Source organism: Kutzneria sp. NPDC052558 (assembly GCF_044547355.1).
Lineage (GTDB): Bacteria > Actinomycetota > Actinomycetes > Mycobacteriales > Pseudonocardiaceae > Kutzneria.
Map to the genome: position 1 here is coordinate 105,142 of NZ_JBIUAG010000002.1, position 15,442 is coordinate 120,583.

The window sequence follows — 15,442 nt, forward strand, 5'->3', positions numbered from 1 at the left end:
TGTTCCGGATGGCGCCGACGCCGCCGGTATCCGTGCTCGGTCTGGGCCACCGCCCATCGCCACCTGCTCACCGCAGACACCCCGACACGCGCCGAAGATTCCCGGCGCTCCGGCCGCCGGCCCGTTCGCCTCCTCCCCGTCGGCGGCCATCTAACCGGTGGGCGCCGCGTCGGCCACCCCGACACGACGCGGCGCCCACCGCACCCCGACGCCACGGGCGCCACCGGCGCCCGTGGCCACCGAAATCGAAGGGAGTACTGGCATGACCGTTGCCGCAGTAGAACTTCGAGACCCCCGCACCTGTGTGTCCTCGGAGATGTGGGAGCGCGAGGTCCGCCTGATCATGCGCGACCACGACATGGATCGGGAGCTGGCCGAACGGACCTTCGGCCAGACCGTGGCCTACCTGGTCACCTCGGCGGAGAACCCAAACATCGCGATGGGCCCGACGCCGGCGGTGGACAAGGGCGTGCACTCCGTCGTGCTCGACACGCCCCGCTACATCGACTTCAGCCATCGTCACGCGGGCACCTACCTGCACCACGTGCCGCACCTGCCCGAGGAACGCGCCAGCCAGCCCATGGTGCTCCAGCAGACCATCGCCGCCATCCGCGCGGCCGGGTTCGCGCTGGACACCGAGCTGTGGGGCGCGCTGGAGGTCGACTGCCACCAGTGCCACGCCTGCTGCGCGGACAGCCCCGGCGGCAAGAAGTAGTTCCGGCGCTACGATCGCTGGTCTCGTGCCGTTGCGGGCACGAGACCAGCGGCACCACTGCTGAGAGGACACCCGAGGTGAGCGCCACCGAGGCGTGGGAACGCTACGCGAGCAACGCTCGACCCCGACGGTGGGTCAACACCGCCGGCGCGAGCACCTGGCTGAACTGGACCCAATACCCCGACCACGGCCCCAACGAGTCCGTGCTCGGCGAGCTGGCCGGTCGGCGGGTGCTGGAGCTGGGCTCGGGCACCGGCTCGAACCTCGCACACCTGGCCACGCTGGGCGCGATCTGCATCGGGGTGGACCTTGCTCCCAGCAGAACCGACACGGCCACCACGGAGTGGGGGCATCTGCCGGGCTTGGAGTTCGTCACCGCCGACGCCGTCACCTTCCTCACCGAGACCGACGAGACCTTCGACGTCGTGTACTCGATCTTCGGCGCGGTGTGGTTTACCGACCCGGCGATCCTGCTTCCCTTGGTACGCAAGCGGATGCGCCCCGGCGGTGTCTTCGGCTTCTCACACCTGCCCGCCACAGAGGCCGGCGTTACCTCCGGCCGTGCCGTCAGCAAGTGGAACTACCCCGCCCAGCAGTGGCAGCAGATGCTCACCACCGCGGGCTTCGCAGCCGACACCACCATCATTCCCGCGCCGGCTGGCAACCCGGTCGGCACGTTGTTGGTACACGCATCTGCCCTGTGAGGCCTGCCTGTGCTGGGAGACCTGCCTGTGCTGGTCCCGCAGCGGGGTTTACACGAAGGCGCTACCGGTGCGTGACGCGCTCGGATCCGCGCCGGGCGATCAGCGGGCCGTCACGGCTCGCGACGACCGCCACGTCACCGTCCTCATCGGTGCGCAACACCGTTGCTCCTTCCCGTTTCAGGGCGTCGACGATCATCGGACTGGGGTGCCCGAACGGGTTGCCGGCCCCGACACTGACCATCGCCACCCGGGGGCGCACCCGCTCCAGGAAGCGCGGCAGCGAGTAGCGGCTGCCGTGGTGCGGCACCTTGAGCACGTCGGCGGACAGATCCTCGTTGTCCGCCAACAGGTTGGCCTGCCCCTCCAGCTCGATGTCGCCGGTGAGCAGGATCCGGCCGCCCGGTGTGTCGGCGCGCAGCACCAGCGACGCGTCGTTCACCGGGGTGCCGTCGGCGTTGGGCCCCAGATGGCGGGGCGCGTCCTTCGGCGCGATGACCGTCATGCTCACTCCCGGTAACTCGAATCGTTGCCCCGCAACGATGTCCATCACCTTCACGCCCGCGTTCGCGGCCTGCCGCCGCACCTGGTCCCATGCCCACGCCGGCTCGTGCAGCGGGCCGACACCGACCACGCCGACCGGGTAGTCGCTGAGCACCGACGACAGGCCGCCGACATGGTCCGCGTGCAGGTGGCTGAGCACCACCAGCGGAATGCTGACCACCCCGAGCCGCCGCAGGCAGCCCACGATGGAGCTGAGATCCGGACCCGTGTCGATCACCACCACCCGGCCCGGATCGGACGTCGTCACCACATGCGCGTCGCCCTGCCCCACATCACAGCTCACCATCGCCCACCCTGTCGGCGGCCAGCCCGATCCGGCGAGCCGGGCCGGCATCAACACCACCACCGCACCGACCACGATCACCGCCACCACGGCCCGCAACCGTCGAGACCGCAGGACGGCCCAGCCGACCAGCAACACGGCCGTCAGCAGCGCCGCGCCGAGCAGTCCGCTCGGCCACCGCAGGCTCGCCATCGGCATCGACGACGTGAAGCGGGCGACGTGGATGAGCCACCACGCCTCCGGGCTCGTCACCCGGACCAGCAACTCCCCCAGTCCCTGGTTGACCGGCACCGCCGCGGTCACCAGCACGCCGATCACCGTGGCCGGCGCGACCACCGGCTCGGCGACCAGGTTGGCGATCACCGCCACCACGCTGACCTCGCCGGACAGGCCGGCGACAACCGGTGCGGTGACGAGGTGAGCGGCCAGCGGCGCCGCCACCGCCTCGGCGATGCCCGGCGGTATTCCCTTGCCCCGCAACCAGATCGCCCAGCCTGGCGCGACCAGCACCAGGGCGCCGGTGGCCAACACCGACAGCGCGAAGCCGGCGTTCAGCCCGAGCGACGGGTCGATCGGGACCAACACCACCACCGACCAGGCCAGCGCCGGCAGCAGCGATCTCTCTCGGCCGAGCACCAGCGCCAGCAGGGCCAGGCCGCCCATCACGGCCGCTCGCAGCACACTCGGCTCCGGACCGGCGAGGATGACGAACCCGATCACCGCCAGGCCCGCGCCTGCGCCGGCGACCCGAGGTCCCATACCCAGCAACCGGATCGTGAACAGCACCGCTCCGGCGACGATCGCCAGGTTCGCGCCGCTGACCGCGAGCAGGTGGGTCATGCCGGCGATCTTGAACTCGTCGGACACCCGCGGCGACAGCGTTGCGGTGTCGCCCACGACCAGTCCCGGCACCAGGCCCGCTTGCTCGTCCGGCAGCACCGCCGACGCTTGCCGCAGTCCGCTGCGCAGCACCGCCGCAGCCTGTTGCCACACCGGGGCCGATGTCACCTCGGCCGGCGATCCGCGGGCCTGCACGACCGCGACCGTCAGGTCGCCGCCCCGGGCCGGGGCCGCCCGCCCGGTGACGGTGAGCCACTGCCCCGGCAGCAGATCGGCCCAGTCCTTGGCCTGAGCCAACACGACCACGTCGCCGGCCGGCACAAGCACACGGTCCGCGCCGCCTTGACGGCTGCCGAATCCCTGCGTGCGCAGAGGTCTCGGCCGTTCCGACACCTCGACCCGAAGCCTGACGATCGAACCCCGCTCGGCCTCGTGCCGCAACGGATGCGTCGCCGAGGCGTGAATCACCGTCGCGATCCAGCACGTGGCCAGCGAACCGAGCGCGATCACCAACACCGCGTGCGGACGCCACCGCAGTGAGCGGAAGGCGACCACCAGGGACGTCACCACGGCCAGGACACCGAGCAGCCAACTGAGCTGCCAGCCCCAGGCCAGGCCCACTGTCGCGACCGCCCACACCACCAGGGCGACCGGCACCATCCGTGTGTCAGTCATCCGGCGGCCCCATTTCCTTGCCGGCGGGGAGGCGCATGCGCAGGAACGGCGGCGACCTCAGGTAGCGGACGACTTCGATCACCGCCGCGACGCCCGCGACGACGAGCGCCCACCAGAACTCCTGCCCACAAACGAGAGCGACCGGAAGGGCCGCCACCGCGAGGCGTTGCCGGCAAGCCTTGGCAAACCGGGCCGCGTGCCCCATCCGGCTTCGTTCGGCCGCTTCCGCGTCGATCCGAGCATCGGTCATGTCTGCACCAAGTCCTTGAGACGGTCGAATCTGGTGGGGCCGATGCCGTCGACCTCGCGGAGCTGATCGACGGACTGGAAACGGCTGTTCTTGGCGCGCCACTGGAGAATGTGTTGCGCCATGGTGGGGCCGACGCCGGGCAGGGTCTCCAACTCGGCCTGGTTGGCTGTGTTGAGGTTGACCTTGCCGGGCGGCTGCTGGCCCGGCGCGGCCGCCGGTTGCGGCACCCCGACGGCGATCTGCTCGCCGTCGGAAAGCTTGCGGGCCAGGTTGAGCTGAGTGAGGTCGGCGTCGGGCAGCGAACCGCCGGCGGCCTGTAGGGCGTCGGCGACGCGGGCGCCGTCCGGCACCTGGACGAGGCCGGGTCGGGCGACCTTGCCGACGACACTGACGACGATCGGGCCGCCGGCGGGCGGCCCGGCTCTGCCCGCCCCCGCACTGTGCGCGGCGGTTGGGGAGGCGGGGGCGGGCAGCGCGGGTGGCTGTTCCAGCACGGGCCGGGTCAGCCACATGCCCAGGGCAGCGGCCAGCGCGGCGAGCACCGCCACGCCGGCGAGGGCGAGCACCGCCGTTCGGGGGCGGCGGACTCGGGCGCCTCCGGGCAGCCAGCGCTCGACCGACGGACCGGCCCGGTCCTCGGGCGGGTCCTGCGGTTCGGGCACGGCGCCGCCGAGCACTTCGGCCAGGCGCTTGCGCACCTGGGTCGTGTGGTTGGAGGCGCCGGGGCGCAGTCGATCGAGCACGCCGTCGACGCTAGGGCGCGGGGGCCGGTCGAGGAGGCGCGTGAAGATCGAGATGTGGACAACTCGGGGGCTGTGGACAACTGCCCTGGAGGCGATCTTGGGGGCTGCGGGCCGGTGGGACGATGGTGGGTTCGGCTCGGCGCGCGAGGGGACATCGCGCGGTGTCGGAGCCAGGCCGGTAAGTCAGGCCATCTGGGTCAGGCCGGAGGCGTGAGGCCGCCGGGGACGACCACCACGCCCAGCACGCCGGGGCCGGTGTGGGCGCCGATCACCGCGCCCACCTCCGAAACCAGGCAGCCGGGTGAGTTGGGCAGGCGGGACTCGAGCTTGGCGGCCAGTTCGGCGGCGCGTTCGGGGGCGGCGAGATGGTGCACGGCCAGCTCGACGGGGCCTCGGCCGGCGGCGTTGGCGGCCAGATCGACGAGGCGGGCGATGGCGCGGCTGGTGGTGCGGACCTTCTCCAGCGGCACGATCCGGCCGTCCTCGACGTGCAGCAGGGGCTTGACCGACAGGGCGGTGCCGAGGAGGGCGGCGGTGGCGCCGATGCGGCCGCCGCGCCGAAGGTGTTCCAGGGTCTCGACGGAGAAGAACGTCCGGGCCCGGGCGGCGACGCGGGTGGCGGCGCGTTCGACCTCGGCGGCGGAGGCACCGGCGGCCGCGGCGTCAGCGGCGGCCAGCACGGCGAACCCTAGGCCCATGGCGGTGGAACGGGAGTCGACGATCCGCACCCGGTCCGGCCCGACCTCCTCGGCCGCCATCCACGCCGCGTTCCACGTGCCGGAAAGCTCCCCGGACAGGTGCACGGCGACAACGGCCTCGGCCCCGTCCTCCAGTGCCTTGCGGTACTCGGCGGCCAGTTCGGCGGGGTTGGCCCGGGACGTGGTGACGGTCCGCCGGTCGCCGAGTGCCCCGGCCAGCTCGGCCGGCCCGAAATCGACGCCGTCCAGCCGTCCGACCCCGTCGACCAGCACATGCAGCGGGATCACCCGCACCGAGCGCCGCTCGGCGAAGCCTTCCGGCAGGTACGCGGTGGAGTCGGTGACGACTGCGACGGACACGGCCGCCCAGCCTACGTGCTGACGTGGTCGAGGCGGCGGACCATGTCCGCCAACGCCTGGCCCACGGCGCGGTGCGCGTCGAATCCCCAGTGAATCCCGTCCGGGTTGCCCTGCCCGCCGCGGACGTGGTCCCCGATCAGGCCGGGCAGGTCGAGCAGCGGAATGTCGTGCCGCCCGGCCCATCGCCGCACGGCGGCCTCCCCGGCTGGCCGCCCGGTGTGCACGTAGCCGTACACGGCGGCGTGGTGCACCGGCGGCAGCATGCCCACCACCGGCAATCCTGGACGCAGCGTCCGCACCGCCCGCACGCAGTCGTCCAGGTATCGCTCCGTCAACGGGGCCGGCAGCGCGACCGGTCGGCCGCCGAGCAGCCGCGACAACACCGGCTGCGCAGCCAGATACGCGGCCCTGACGCGCCGCCGCAGCGCATCCGGCCGCAGATAGCGCAGCCCCTCCCGCAGGTACGTCGGCAGCGGCGACGGCAGCGTGTCCATGCCGCCCACCGCCAGCACCAGCACGTCGGTCTTGGCCAGCGCCGCCCAGAACCGAGGATCCCCCGTCACCGCCCACCACGCGTCCCGCGCGGTCCACCCGAAGCCGGCGATCAGCTCCGAGGCGCCGCCCAGCTCACCGGCCGCCACCGACGGCCACAGCCGCGGATCGTCGGCGGCCAGCGGCCCGACCGGCCCGTGGAAGCTGAGCGAGTCGCCGAGGACGAGCAGGTTCACGCGCCGGCGTTGTACGTGAGCAGCCGCCAGCGGCCGTCGCCGCCGGGACGCCGCCCCAGCACCGCCCAGTGACAGTTGCTCAGCCCGCCCAGCTGCGGCCAGATCGGCACCGGCATGGTCAGCAGCTGCGCGGTCAGCGCGGTGATCAGCCCCCCGTGCGCGCACAGCAGCACGGTGCCGTCGTGCTCCTCGTCCAGCTCGTTGACGACCTCATGGGCCCGCGTGGCCACCTCGACCCGGGACTCCCCGCCGGGTGGGGCCCAGGTGGGATCGGCCTGCCAGGTCTTGATGCCGCCCGGGTACCCGGCGTCCACCTGGACCGAGGTCAGGCCCTGCCAATCGCCGATGTCGGTCTCCCGCAGCCGCTTGTCCAGCCGCAGCGGCAGCCCGCTGGCCTCGACCAGGATCTTCGCCGTGTCGGTGGCCCGCCGCAGGTCGGAGGCGACCACCAGGTGCGGCTCGTAGGCCAGCAGCGCGGGCGTCGCGGCCCGCGCCTGCTCCCGGCCCCGCTCGGTGAGCGGGGAGTCCAGGTGGCCCTGCCAGTGGCCGCTGGCGTTGTGCTCGGTCTGCCCGTGCCGCCACAGCAGGATTCTGCTCAGGGTCATGAACCGTCCTCACTGGCCCCGTCGTCGAACGGGATCTCCGGGCAGTCCTTCCACAGCCGCTCCAGGCCGTAGAAGACGCGCTCCTCGGTGTGCTGGACGTGCACGACGACGTCGACGAAGTCGAGCAGCACCCAGCGGCCCTCACGGGCGCCCTCGCGGCGGACCGGCTTGGTGCCGGCCTCCCGCATCTTCTCCTCGACGGCGTCCACGATGGCGCCGACCTGACGCTCGTTGGGCGCCGACGCGATCACGAAGCAGTCCGTGATCACGAGCTGGTTCGACACGTCCAGCACCTTGATGTCGTGCGCCTTCTTGTCGGCGGCCGCTGCCGCGGCCACCAGCGCCAGCCGTCGTGCCTCGTCGGTGGCTGCCACGTCACTCCCAGCGTTGTTTACCTACGGTTGAGTGCAAAGGGTACCGTCCCCGGTCCCGCGAAAAACCCGTTGACCTGGGTGGGGCCCTCGCGATCAGATATCGGCACACGGCCGCAAGGGGTGGCCCAACCGAAGGGAGGTGTGCGAATGCTCGGGAAGTCTCTCGGCGCGCTCGCGCTTCGTCCCGTCGGGCGTACGCGATAGCGCGCCAGGACTGACGAGTACGGGTCCCCCGGTCCAGGCGCCGGATCGGGGGATTCCCGTCAGGTCAACACTGGTAGAGGCCGCGCTTGGTGATGTACTGCACCACCCCGTCCGGCACCAGGTACCAGACCGGCTGCCCGACGCAGACCCGGGCGCGGCAGGCCGTGGACGAGATGGCCATCGCGGGCACCTCGATCAGGCTCACCGAGCCCTCCGGCAGGTGGTGCCCGTCGAGTCGGAACCCCGGCCGGGTGACGCCGATGAAATGGGCCCGGGTGAACAGCTCGTCGACCCGCTTCCAGGACACGATCTGCGAGAGCGCGTCCGCGCCGGTGATGAAGAACAGGTCGTCGTCGGGATACCGGTCGGCCAGGTCGGCGAGCGTGTCGGCGGTGTAGGTGGGGCCGCCGCGGTCGATGTCCACGCGGCTGACCGAGAACCGCGGATTGGACGCCGTCGCGATCACTGTCATCAGGTAGCGGTCCTCGGCGGCGGCCACGTCGCGGCCGTCCTTCTGCCAGGGCTGCCCGGTCGGCACGAAGATGACTTCGTCCAGCTCGAACTTGGCCTGGACCTCGCTGGCCGCCACGAGGTGGCCGTGGTGGATCGGGTCGAAGGTGCCGCCCATGACCCCGATCCGGCGCTTGTCGGTCATAACGGTCCAGCGTAGGCAGCCCTCACCCGAACGGCCTGCGCGCACGCCGAAGTGTGAGGAACGGCTAGTCGAGCGGCCGGGGCGCCCGCCGGCAGCAGGCGCCCCGAACCGCTCAGTCCAGCGGGGCCACGACCTTCTCGGTGCCGACCTCGCGCACCAGGATGGCCTCCATCGGGCACGACTCGGCGGCGGTGACCACCTCCTCGTCGGCGTCGACCTCGTCGGCGACCGGGGTCCCGTAGCCGCCGTCGAGCGTGAAGTACTTCGGCGAGGTGCCGGCGCACACGCCGGAGCCGATGCACGTGCCCGAGTCGATCGAAATCTGCCAGCGGCCGTCTTCCGTCACGCTGTCCTCCTCAGCCGGTCCAGGAACGGGTCAATCTTCTCTCACCAGGCGACCGGCAGCGCCTGGAGGCCACGGATGAGCCGTCCCTGCTTGAACGGCACCTCCTCCACCGGCACGGCGAACCGCAGGCCGGGCAGCCGGCGCAGCACGGTGCCGACCGCGACCTGGAGCTCCAGCCGGGCCAGCTGCGCGCCCAGGCAGTGGTGCACGCCGTGGCCGAACGCGATGTGCGGGTTGTTCTCCCGATGGAAGTCGATCTCCTCGGGGTGGTCGAACACGTCGCCGGCACGGTTGGCCGAGGCCATCGCGGTCAGCACGGCCTCGCCCGCCTTGACCACCGTGCCGCTGAGCTCCACGTCCTCGAGGGCGATGCGCGGGGAGCTCACGTTGGCGCCCAGCGGGGTGATCCGCAGCAGCTCCTCGATGGCCGGGTTCAGCAGGCCGGGGTCGTCCTGGAGCTGGCGCAGCAGGTGCGGCTGGGACAGCAGCGTGTAGATGAAGTTGCCGGTCTGGTTGGCGGTCGTCTCGTGCCCGGCGACCAGCAGCGTGATGCCGAACTGGACCAGCTCGGCCTCGGTCAGCCGGTCTTCCTCGTCACGGGCCCGGACCAGCTCGCTGAGCAGGTCGTCGCTGGGCTGCTTGCGGTGCGTCGCGACCAGGTCGGCCAGGTACGCCTTGAGCGCGTCCCGGCCCGCCTGGATCTCCTCGACGGAGTGCGCGGTCAGCGAGAGCACCGCGTCCGACCAGGCCCGGAACTGCGCGCGGTCCTCGTAGGGCACGCCGAGCAGCTCGCAGATCATGGTGATCGGCAGCGGCAGGGCCAGGCCCTCGACCAGGTCGGCCGGCGGGCCCTGGGCCTCGATGTCGTCGAGCAGGCCGTCCACGACCTCCTGCGCCCGGGGCCGCAGCATCTCGATGCGCCGCATCGTGAACGCCTTCGCGACCAGCTTGCGCAGCCGGCTGTGGTCGGGCGGATCCATGGTCAGCAGGCTGGAGTCGGTCTGGATCAGCGGCATGGCCCGGGGGACGTCGGCGCCGAGCGTGGCGGCGCGGCTGAACCGCTGGTCGCCCAGGACGGTCTTGACGTCGTCGTAGCTGGTGGCCAGCCAGGCCTCGCCGCCGTACGGCATGCGCACCCGGCCCAGCTCGCCGGCGTCGCGCAGCCGGCCGTACTCGGGGTCGAGGTCAAGGCGCTGGGCCTCGCTGAACGGGTAAGGGCACGCACCGCGGTCGACTGTCGTCATGTCAGGCTCCCCATGGCCGAACTGAGATGTAAGCTTCCGCTTACATCTCTGACGATAAGCATCCGGCTACCCCGCGTCAACTGATGGGATCGGTGTCGACCCTCTCGAGCAGCACGGCCGCGGCCTTCAGCACCAGCCGGGCCACGGCCTCCGGATCGGCGCTGGCCAGGGGCTCCTTGCGCACGACAGAACGCAGCGTGCCGACCCCGACGATCAAGGCCAGCGCCAGGTCGACCCGCAGGTCGGCGTCCCCGGCGTCGGTCAGCGAGCCCAGCGCCTGGAGATAGTCCTGGCTGAGCTGCTTGCGGATCGCGTCGGCGGCGCTGTCGTGATTGCTGGAGCGCAACGCCGCCAGCCACACGCTCTCCTGGGCGTCCACGCGGTCCGGGTTGAGCATTCGGGCCAGGGTCCTGGCCAGCAGCTGCTCGGGCGGCGACTCGGTGACCAGCGCCTGGTTCTCGGTGGCCAGCACGACGTGGAACAGGTCTTCCTTGCTGCCGTAGTAGCGGAACAGCAGCGCCTGGTTCACGCCCGCCCGGTCGGCGATGTCGCGGACCGTCGTCCGCTCGTAGCCGCGTTCGGTGAACAGCTCCTGGGCGGCGCGCAGCAAGGCCGCCCTGGTCGCCGATGCGTCACGTCTGCGGTGTTCGGGCGCTTCTGAAGTCACGCCCGTGAACGTACCGGCGGGATCAGGAGGAGGCGCGGACGTGACCGTCGCCCCACACCACCCACTTCGTCGAGGTCAGCTCGGCCAGCCCCATCGGGCCGCGGGCGTGCAGCTTCTGGGTGGAGATGCCGATCTCCGCGCCCAGGCCCATCTCGCCGCCGTCGGTGAACGAGGTCGCGGCGTTCACCATCACCGCGGCCGCGTCGACCCGGGCCACGAAGTCCCGTGCCGCCCGCACCTCGTCGGAGACGATCGCCTCGGTGTGGCCGCTGCCGTGCTCGCCGATGTGCTCGACGGCCTCGTCCAGCGAGTCGACGACCCGCATGGCGATGTCCAGGGAGAGATATTCGGTGTCCCAGTCGGCGTCGACGGCCGGCACCACGTCGGCCAGCTCGGCGGCGCGCTTGTCGCCGTGCACGGTGACGCCGTGCTCCTTGAGCCGGCGCACGGCCTCGGGCACGAACCGCTCGGCGACGTCCGCGTGCACCAGCACGGTCTCGGCGGCGTTGCACACGCTGGGCCGGCGGGTCTTGGAGTTGATCAGAATCCGGTGCGCCATCTCGAGATCGGCGGCCCGGTCCACGTAGACATGGCAGTTGCCGACGCCGGTCTCGATCGTCGGCACGGTCGCCTGCTGCACGACGGCGGAGATCAGGCCGGCTCCGCCGCGTGGGATGACCAGGTCGACCAGGCCGCGGGCGGTGATGAGGTGGTGCACGGAGGCACGGTCGTGACACGGCAGCAGCTGGATCGCATCGGCCGGGAAGTCGTTGTCCGCCAACACCTCGCGCAACACCTTGACCAGCGCGGTGTTGGAGTGCTCGGCGCTGGAGGAGCCGCGCAGCAGCACCGCGTTGCCGGCCTTGAGCGTGAGGCCGGCGGCGTCGACCGTGACGTTCGGGCGAGCCTCGTAGACGATGCCGACGACCCCCAGCGGCACCTGCACCTGGCGCAGCTCCAGGCCGTTGGGCAGGGTCGAGCCGCGGCGCACGTCGCCGACCGGGTCCGGCAGGCCGGCGACCGAGCGCAGGCCGTCGGCGATGCCGGCGATCCGCTTCTCGTTCAGGGCGAGCCGGTCCAGCAGGGCGTCGCCGATGTCGGCGGCCCGGCCGGCGGCGAGGTCCTGCTCGTTGGCGGCCATGATGTCGGCGGCCTTGGCCTCGAGGGCGTCGGCCATCGCCAGCAGCACGGTGTTCTTGCGCTGCGTGTTGGCGGTCGCGAGGGTCTTGGCGGCGACTCGGGCCCGCCTGGCGGCGTCGTGGACCTGGTCCAGCAGCTCGTCGGTCACCTGTAGGATTGTAGAACAATCTCGCTCGGCCCGGAATATGCCCGTCGACCTCGGGCGGCCGAGGCATTGCCAGAATCGTGGTGTAGGCATGTGGTCATGGACGACCACGCCTTGCGCGAGCAGGCCGAGGAACACCTCCAGGCCCTGGCCGGTCCGGAGGCGAAACTCCGCGACGACCAGTGGACGGCGATCAGTGCCCTGGTGTCGCAGCGCCGGCGCGCGCTGGTCGTGCAGCGCACCGGGTGGGGCAAGTCGGCGGTGTACTTCATCGCGACGGCGCTGTTGCGCTCCCTCGGCGAGGGGCCGACGGTGATCGTGTCGCCGCTGCTGGCCCTGATGCGCAACCAGGTGGAGGCGGCGGCCCGCGCGGGGGTGCGCGCGGCGACGATCAACTCCGCCAATCTCGGCGAGTGGCAGGACGTCCAGGACGCCGTCACCGCCGGCGGCGTGGACGTGCTGCTGGTGAGCCCGGAGCGGTTGAACAACCCCGACTTCCGCGACAACGTGCTGCCCAGCCTGACCGCGAGCGCCGGCCTGCTCGTGGTGGACGAGGCGCACTGCATCTCCGACTGGGGCCACGATTTCCGCCCCGACTACCGGCGGCTACGCACACTGCTCGGCGAGCTGCCGGAAGGCGTGCCGGTGCTGGCGACGACCGCGACCGCCAACGACCGCGTGGTCCGGGACGTCGCCGACCAGCTGGGCATCGGCGGCGCCCAGACGGTGGTGCTGCGCGGCCCGCTGGACCGGGAGAGTCTGCACCTGGCCGTGGTCACGCTGCCCAGTCCGGCGGCGCGGCTGGGCTGGCTGGCCGAGAAGCTGACCGAGCTCCCCGGCTCCGGCATCGTCTACACGCTGACGGTGTCGGCGGCCGAGGACGTGGCCTCTTTCCTGCGCGAGCGCGGGTTCGAGGTGGCGGCGTACTCCGGCAAGACCGACCCGGCCGAACGCGAGCGCGCCGAGGCGGACCTGCTGGCCAACCGGGTCAAGGCGCTGGTGGCCACCTCGGCGCTGGGCATGGGTTTCGACAAGCCGGACCTGGGCTTCGTGGTGCACCTTGGCGCGCCGCAGTCGCCGATCGCCTACTACCAGCAGATCGGCCGCGCCGGCCGCGGTGTGCGGCGGGCGGAGGTGCTGCTGCTGCCGGGACGGGAGGACCGGGAGATCTGGCAGTACTTCGCGTCGCTGGCCTTCCCACCGGAACACGTGGTGCGGCAGGTGTTGGACGCGTTGGCGGGCAGCGACCGTCCACTGTCGACGGCGGCGCTGGAGCCGATGGTGGAGCTGTCCCGCAGCCGGCTCGAAGTCGTGCTCAAGGTGCTGGACGTGGACGGCGCGGTGCACCGCGTGCGCGGCGGCTGGGTGTCGACCGGCCAGCCGTGGCAGTACGACGAGGAGCGCTACGGTCGGCTCGGCGACGCGCGCCGGGCCGAGCAGCAGGCCATGCTCGACTACCAGGCCACCGACGGCTGCCGGATGGAATTCCTGTTGCGGCAGCTGGACGATCCGGCCGCCGCGCCGTGTGGGCGGTGCGACAACTGCACGGGACGGCGGTGGAGCGTCGAGGTGTCCGGGACCGCGGCGACGGCCGCGCAGGACCGGCTGAATCGGCCCGGCGTGGAGATCGCGCCGCGCAAGATGTGGCCGAGCGGCATGTCCGGGCTGGGCGTGCCGCTGTCCGGCAAGATCTCGGCCGGGCAGCAGGCCGAGGAGGGCCGGGCGTTGGGCCGGCTCACCGACATCGGCTGGGGCAACCGCCTGCGTGACCTGCTGGCCGACACCACGCCCGACCAGCCGGTGCCGGACGACGTCTTCCAGGCCTGCGTGCAGGTGCTCGCGTCGTGGAAGTGGGACCAGCGGCCCTCCGGCGTGGTGACGATCGGCTCCCGCCGCCGGCCGAAGCTCGTCGCCAGCCTCGGCGAGCGGCTGGCCTCGATCGGGCGGCTGACCTATCTCGGCGAGATCACCTCGGCCGGCGAGGGCACCCGCCGCAGCAACAGCGCCCAGCGCCTGGCCGGTCTCTGGCAGGGGCTGCACGCCCCGTCCTGGCTCGCCGACGGCGCCTTTGCCGGCCCCGTGCTGCTGGTCGACGACCTGGTGGACAGCGGCTGGACCATGACGTTGGCCGCGCGCCTGCTCCGGGAAGGAGGTGCGCCCGCGGTTCTGCCCTTCGCGCTCGCGGTCACGAACTAGAAGCTCGTCGGTCGGCCTGTAACGCGAGGGACCCCCACGAGCGATCTCACGACAATCCGCTCATCACGGAGGAGAGTCGTGAGCACTCTGGGGACGGCCGACCGGCAGGCGCTGCTGCTGGCCCGGGCCGAAGAATTCGCGAAGATCATCCTGGTCACCGTGCGCCGGGAGTTTCCCAATCACATCAGCCACCTCATGACCGGGCCGGGCGACCTGCCGAACCGGCCGAAGGACGTCTATCCGGCGTTCTACGGCTGCCTGGACTGGCACTCGTGCGTGGAGATGCACTGGGCGGCCGTGCGTCTGCTGCGCACGGCGCCGGACCGGGTGCCGGGCGACGAGATCCGAGCGGTGCTCGACGAGCATCTGACGGCCGACAACATCGCGGTGGAGACGCGCAGCTTCACCGAGTTCAGCAAGCACGCGCGGCCGTACGCCTGGGGCTGGGAGCACATGCTCCAGCACGAACTGTCCACCTGGGACGATCCCGACGCCCGGCGGTGGGCGGCGAACCTGACGCCGCTGACCGAGACGATCACGGACGCGTTCGTGAGCTGGCTGCCGAAGGCGACCTACCCGGACCGGCAGGGCGCGCACTTCAACAGCGCGTTCGGCCTGTCCCGGGCGCTGCCGCAGGCCCGCGCGCTGGCCGAGCGGGGCGAGCCGGGGCTGCTGACGGCCATCTCGGACGCGGCGCACCGCTGGTTCGACAATGACATCGACTATCCGGCCCGGTGGGAGCCAGGCGGCGCCGATTTCCTGTCGCCGGCGCTCTGCGAGGCGGAACTGATGTCGAACCTGTTCAGCCCAACCGAGTTCACCCAATGGTTCGATCGATTCCTGCCGGACATCGCAAACAGCGGCCTGTTCACACCGGCCGTCGTTTCCGATGACTCCGACGGCCAGATCGCGCATCTGCACGGAGTGAACCTGAGCCGGGCCTGGTGCCTGCTCCGACTGGCCGCAGCCCTTCCTCCGACCGATGTCCGCCGGGCCGAGATGCCCAGCGCGGCGGCCACGCACGCGCTCCCGGAACTGGACCTGACCAGCGGAACGGACTACATGGTCGAACATTGGCTCGCCGCTTACGCGGTGCTGCTGCTGACCTGACGCAAAGGGGAGCAAAACGGATTTATCGCCGCCGGAGAACCCCCCGAAAGTAGCTACCGCGGCACGATCACGCACTGAAAGATCGGTACGGGTTCCGCCGGGGAATCTGATCAGTTCCCCGGCGGAATTCCGGGAATTAACGCCTGTCCCTCCACCACCCCTGCATGGCCCTCCCGCGTCGCCGATCAGCGAGTGGGAG

At 71.7% G+C, this 15,442-nt stretch carries 16 protein-coding genes; 4 read left to right on the plus strand and 12 right to left on the minus strand.

Going from position 1 to position 15,442, the window contains the following annotated elements:
* The first annotated feature begins 262 nt into the window (after window positions 1–262).
* Window positions 263–715, plus strand: a complete 453-nt coding sequence (locus ACIG5F_RS03485; protein WP_396515788.1) for a glycine-rich domain-containing protein — start codon at window positions 263–265, stop codon at window positions 713–715.
* Between the two features lie 77 nt (window positions 716–792).
* A complete protein-coding gene (locus ACIG5F_RS03490) occupies window positions 793–1,419 on the plus strand; it encodes a class I SAM-dependent methyltransferase (protein ID WP_396515789.1) in 627 nt (208 codons plus the stop codon).
* Between the two features lie 61 nt (window positions 1,420–1,480).
* Here ACIG5F_RS03490 and ACIG5F_RS03495 read toward each other — a convergent pair whose 3' ends face one another.
* The 12 genes from ACIG5F_RS03495 to ACIG5F_RS03550 all read right to left on the minus strand — a co-directional run bounded on the left by ACIG5F_RS03495 (window position 1,481) and on the right by ACIG5F_RS03550 (window position 11,940).
* Window positions 1,481–3,778, minus strand: a complete 2,298-nt coding sequence (locus tag ACIG5F_RS03495) for a DNA internalization-related competence protein ComEC/Rec2 (protein WP_396515790.1) — start codon at window positions 3,776–3,778, stop codon at window positions 1,481–1,483.
* The gene (locus ACIG5F_RS03500) at window positions 3,771–4,028 is read right to left on the minus strand and encodes a hypothetical protein (protein WP_396515791.1); all 258 of its coding nucleotides are present in this window, start codon (window positions 4,026–4,028) and stop codon (window positions 3,771–3,773) included. The genes ACIG5F_RS03495 and ACIG5F_RS03500 overlap by 8 nt, the downstream gene beginning before the upstream one ends.
* Entirely contained in the window at window positions 4,025–4,771 is a 747-nt protein-coding gene (locus ACIG5F_RS03505) for a helix-hairpin-helix domain-containing protein (protein ID WP_396515792.1), read from the minus strand. The genes ACIG5F_RS03500 and ACIG5F_RS03505 overlap by 4 nt, the downstream gene beginning before the upstream one ends.
* 197 nt (window positions 4,772–4,968) lie before the next feature.
* Window positions 4,969–5,829, minus strand: coding sequence for a DegV family protein (locus ACIG5F_RS03510; RefSeq protein WP_396515793.1), 861 nt, complete (start codon window positions 5,827–5,829; stop codon window positions 4,969–4,971).
* 11 nt (window positions 5,830–5,840) lie between these two features.
* Window positions 5,841–6,557 carry a diglucosylglycerate octanoyltransferase gene (gene octT / locus ACIG5F_RS03515; protein ID WP_396515794.1) on the minus strand — a complete coding sequence of 239 codons (717 nt, stop codon included), beginning with the start codon at window positions 6,555–6,557 and terminating at the stop codon, window positions 5,841–5,843.
* On the minus strand, window positions 6,554–7,162 hold the full coding sequence (locus ACIG5F_RS03520) for a histidine phosphatase family protein (protein ID WP_396515795.1): 609 nt from the start codon (window positions 7,160–7,162) through the stop codon (window positions 6,554–6,556). The genes octT and ACIG5F_RS03520 overlap by 4 nt, the downstream gene beginning before the upstream one ends.
* A complete protein-coding gene (rsfS, locus tag ACIG5F_RS03525; protein WP_396515796.1) occupies window positions 7,159–7,536 on the minus strand; it encodes a ribosome silencing factor in 378 nt (125 codons plus the stop codon). The genes ACIG5F_RS03520 and rsfS overlap by 4 nt, the downstream gene beginning before the upstream one ends.
* A gap of 268 nt (window positions 7,537–7,804) precedes the next feature.
* On the minus strand, window positions 7,805–8,395 hold the full coding sequence (gene nadD / locus ACIG5F_RS03530) for a nicotinate-nucleotide adenylyltransferase (protein ID WP_396515797.1): 591 nt from the start codon (window positions 8,393–8,395) through the stop codon (window positions 7,805–7,807).
* Window positions 8,396–8,507: 112 nt separating this feature from the next.
* A complete protein-coding gene (locus ACIG5F_RS03535) occupies window positions 8,508–8,741 on the minus strand; it encodes a ferredoxin (RefSeq protein WP_396515798.1) in 234 nt (77 codons plus the stop codon).
* Window positions 8,742–8,782: 41 nt separating this feature from the next.
* Window positions 8,783–9,985, minus strand: coding sequence for a cytochrome P450 (locus ACIG5F_RS03540; RefSeq protein WP_396515799.1), 1,203 nt, complete (start codon window positions 9,983–9,985; stop codon window positions 8,783–8,785).
* Window positions 9,986–10,061: 76 nt separating this feature from the next.
* Window positions 10,062–10,652 (minus strand): TetR family transcriptional regulator, encoded by a 591-nt coding sequence (locus ACIG5F_RS03545; RefSeq protein WP_396515800.1) that lies wholly within the window; start codon window positions 10,650–10,652, stop codon window positions 10,062–10,064.
* Window positions 10,653–10,674: 22 nt separating this feature from the next.
* Window positions 10,675–11,940 (minus strand): glutamate-5-semialdehyde dehydrogenase, encoded by a 1,266-nt coding sequence (locus tag ACIG5F_RS03550; RefSeq protein WP_396515801.1) that lies wholly within the window; start codon window positions 11,938–11,940, stop codon window positions 10,675–10,677.
* A gap of 96 nt (window positions 11,941–12,036) precedes the next feature.
* Between ACIG5F_RS03550 and ACIG5F_RS03555 the strand changes: the two genes are divergently transcribed.
* Together ACIG5F_RS03555 and ACIG5F_RS03560 are read left to right on the plus strand one after the other, a co-directional pair.
* Complete coding sequence (locus tag ACIG5F_RS03555) at window positions 12,037–14,133, plus strand: RecQ family ATP-dependent DNA helicase (protein WP_396515802.1); 2,097 nt, start codon at window positions 12,037–12,039, stop codon at window positions 14,131–14,133.
* A gap of 78 nt (window positions 14,134–14,211) precedes the next feature.
* Complete coding sequence (locus tag ACIG5F_RS03560) at window positions 14,212–15,243, plus strand: DUF2891 domain-containing protein (protein WP_396515803.1); 1,032 nt, start codon at window positions 14,212–14,214, stop codon at window positions 15,241–15,243.
* Window positions 15,244–15,442: the final 199 nt, after the last annotated feature.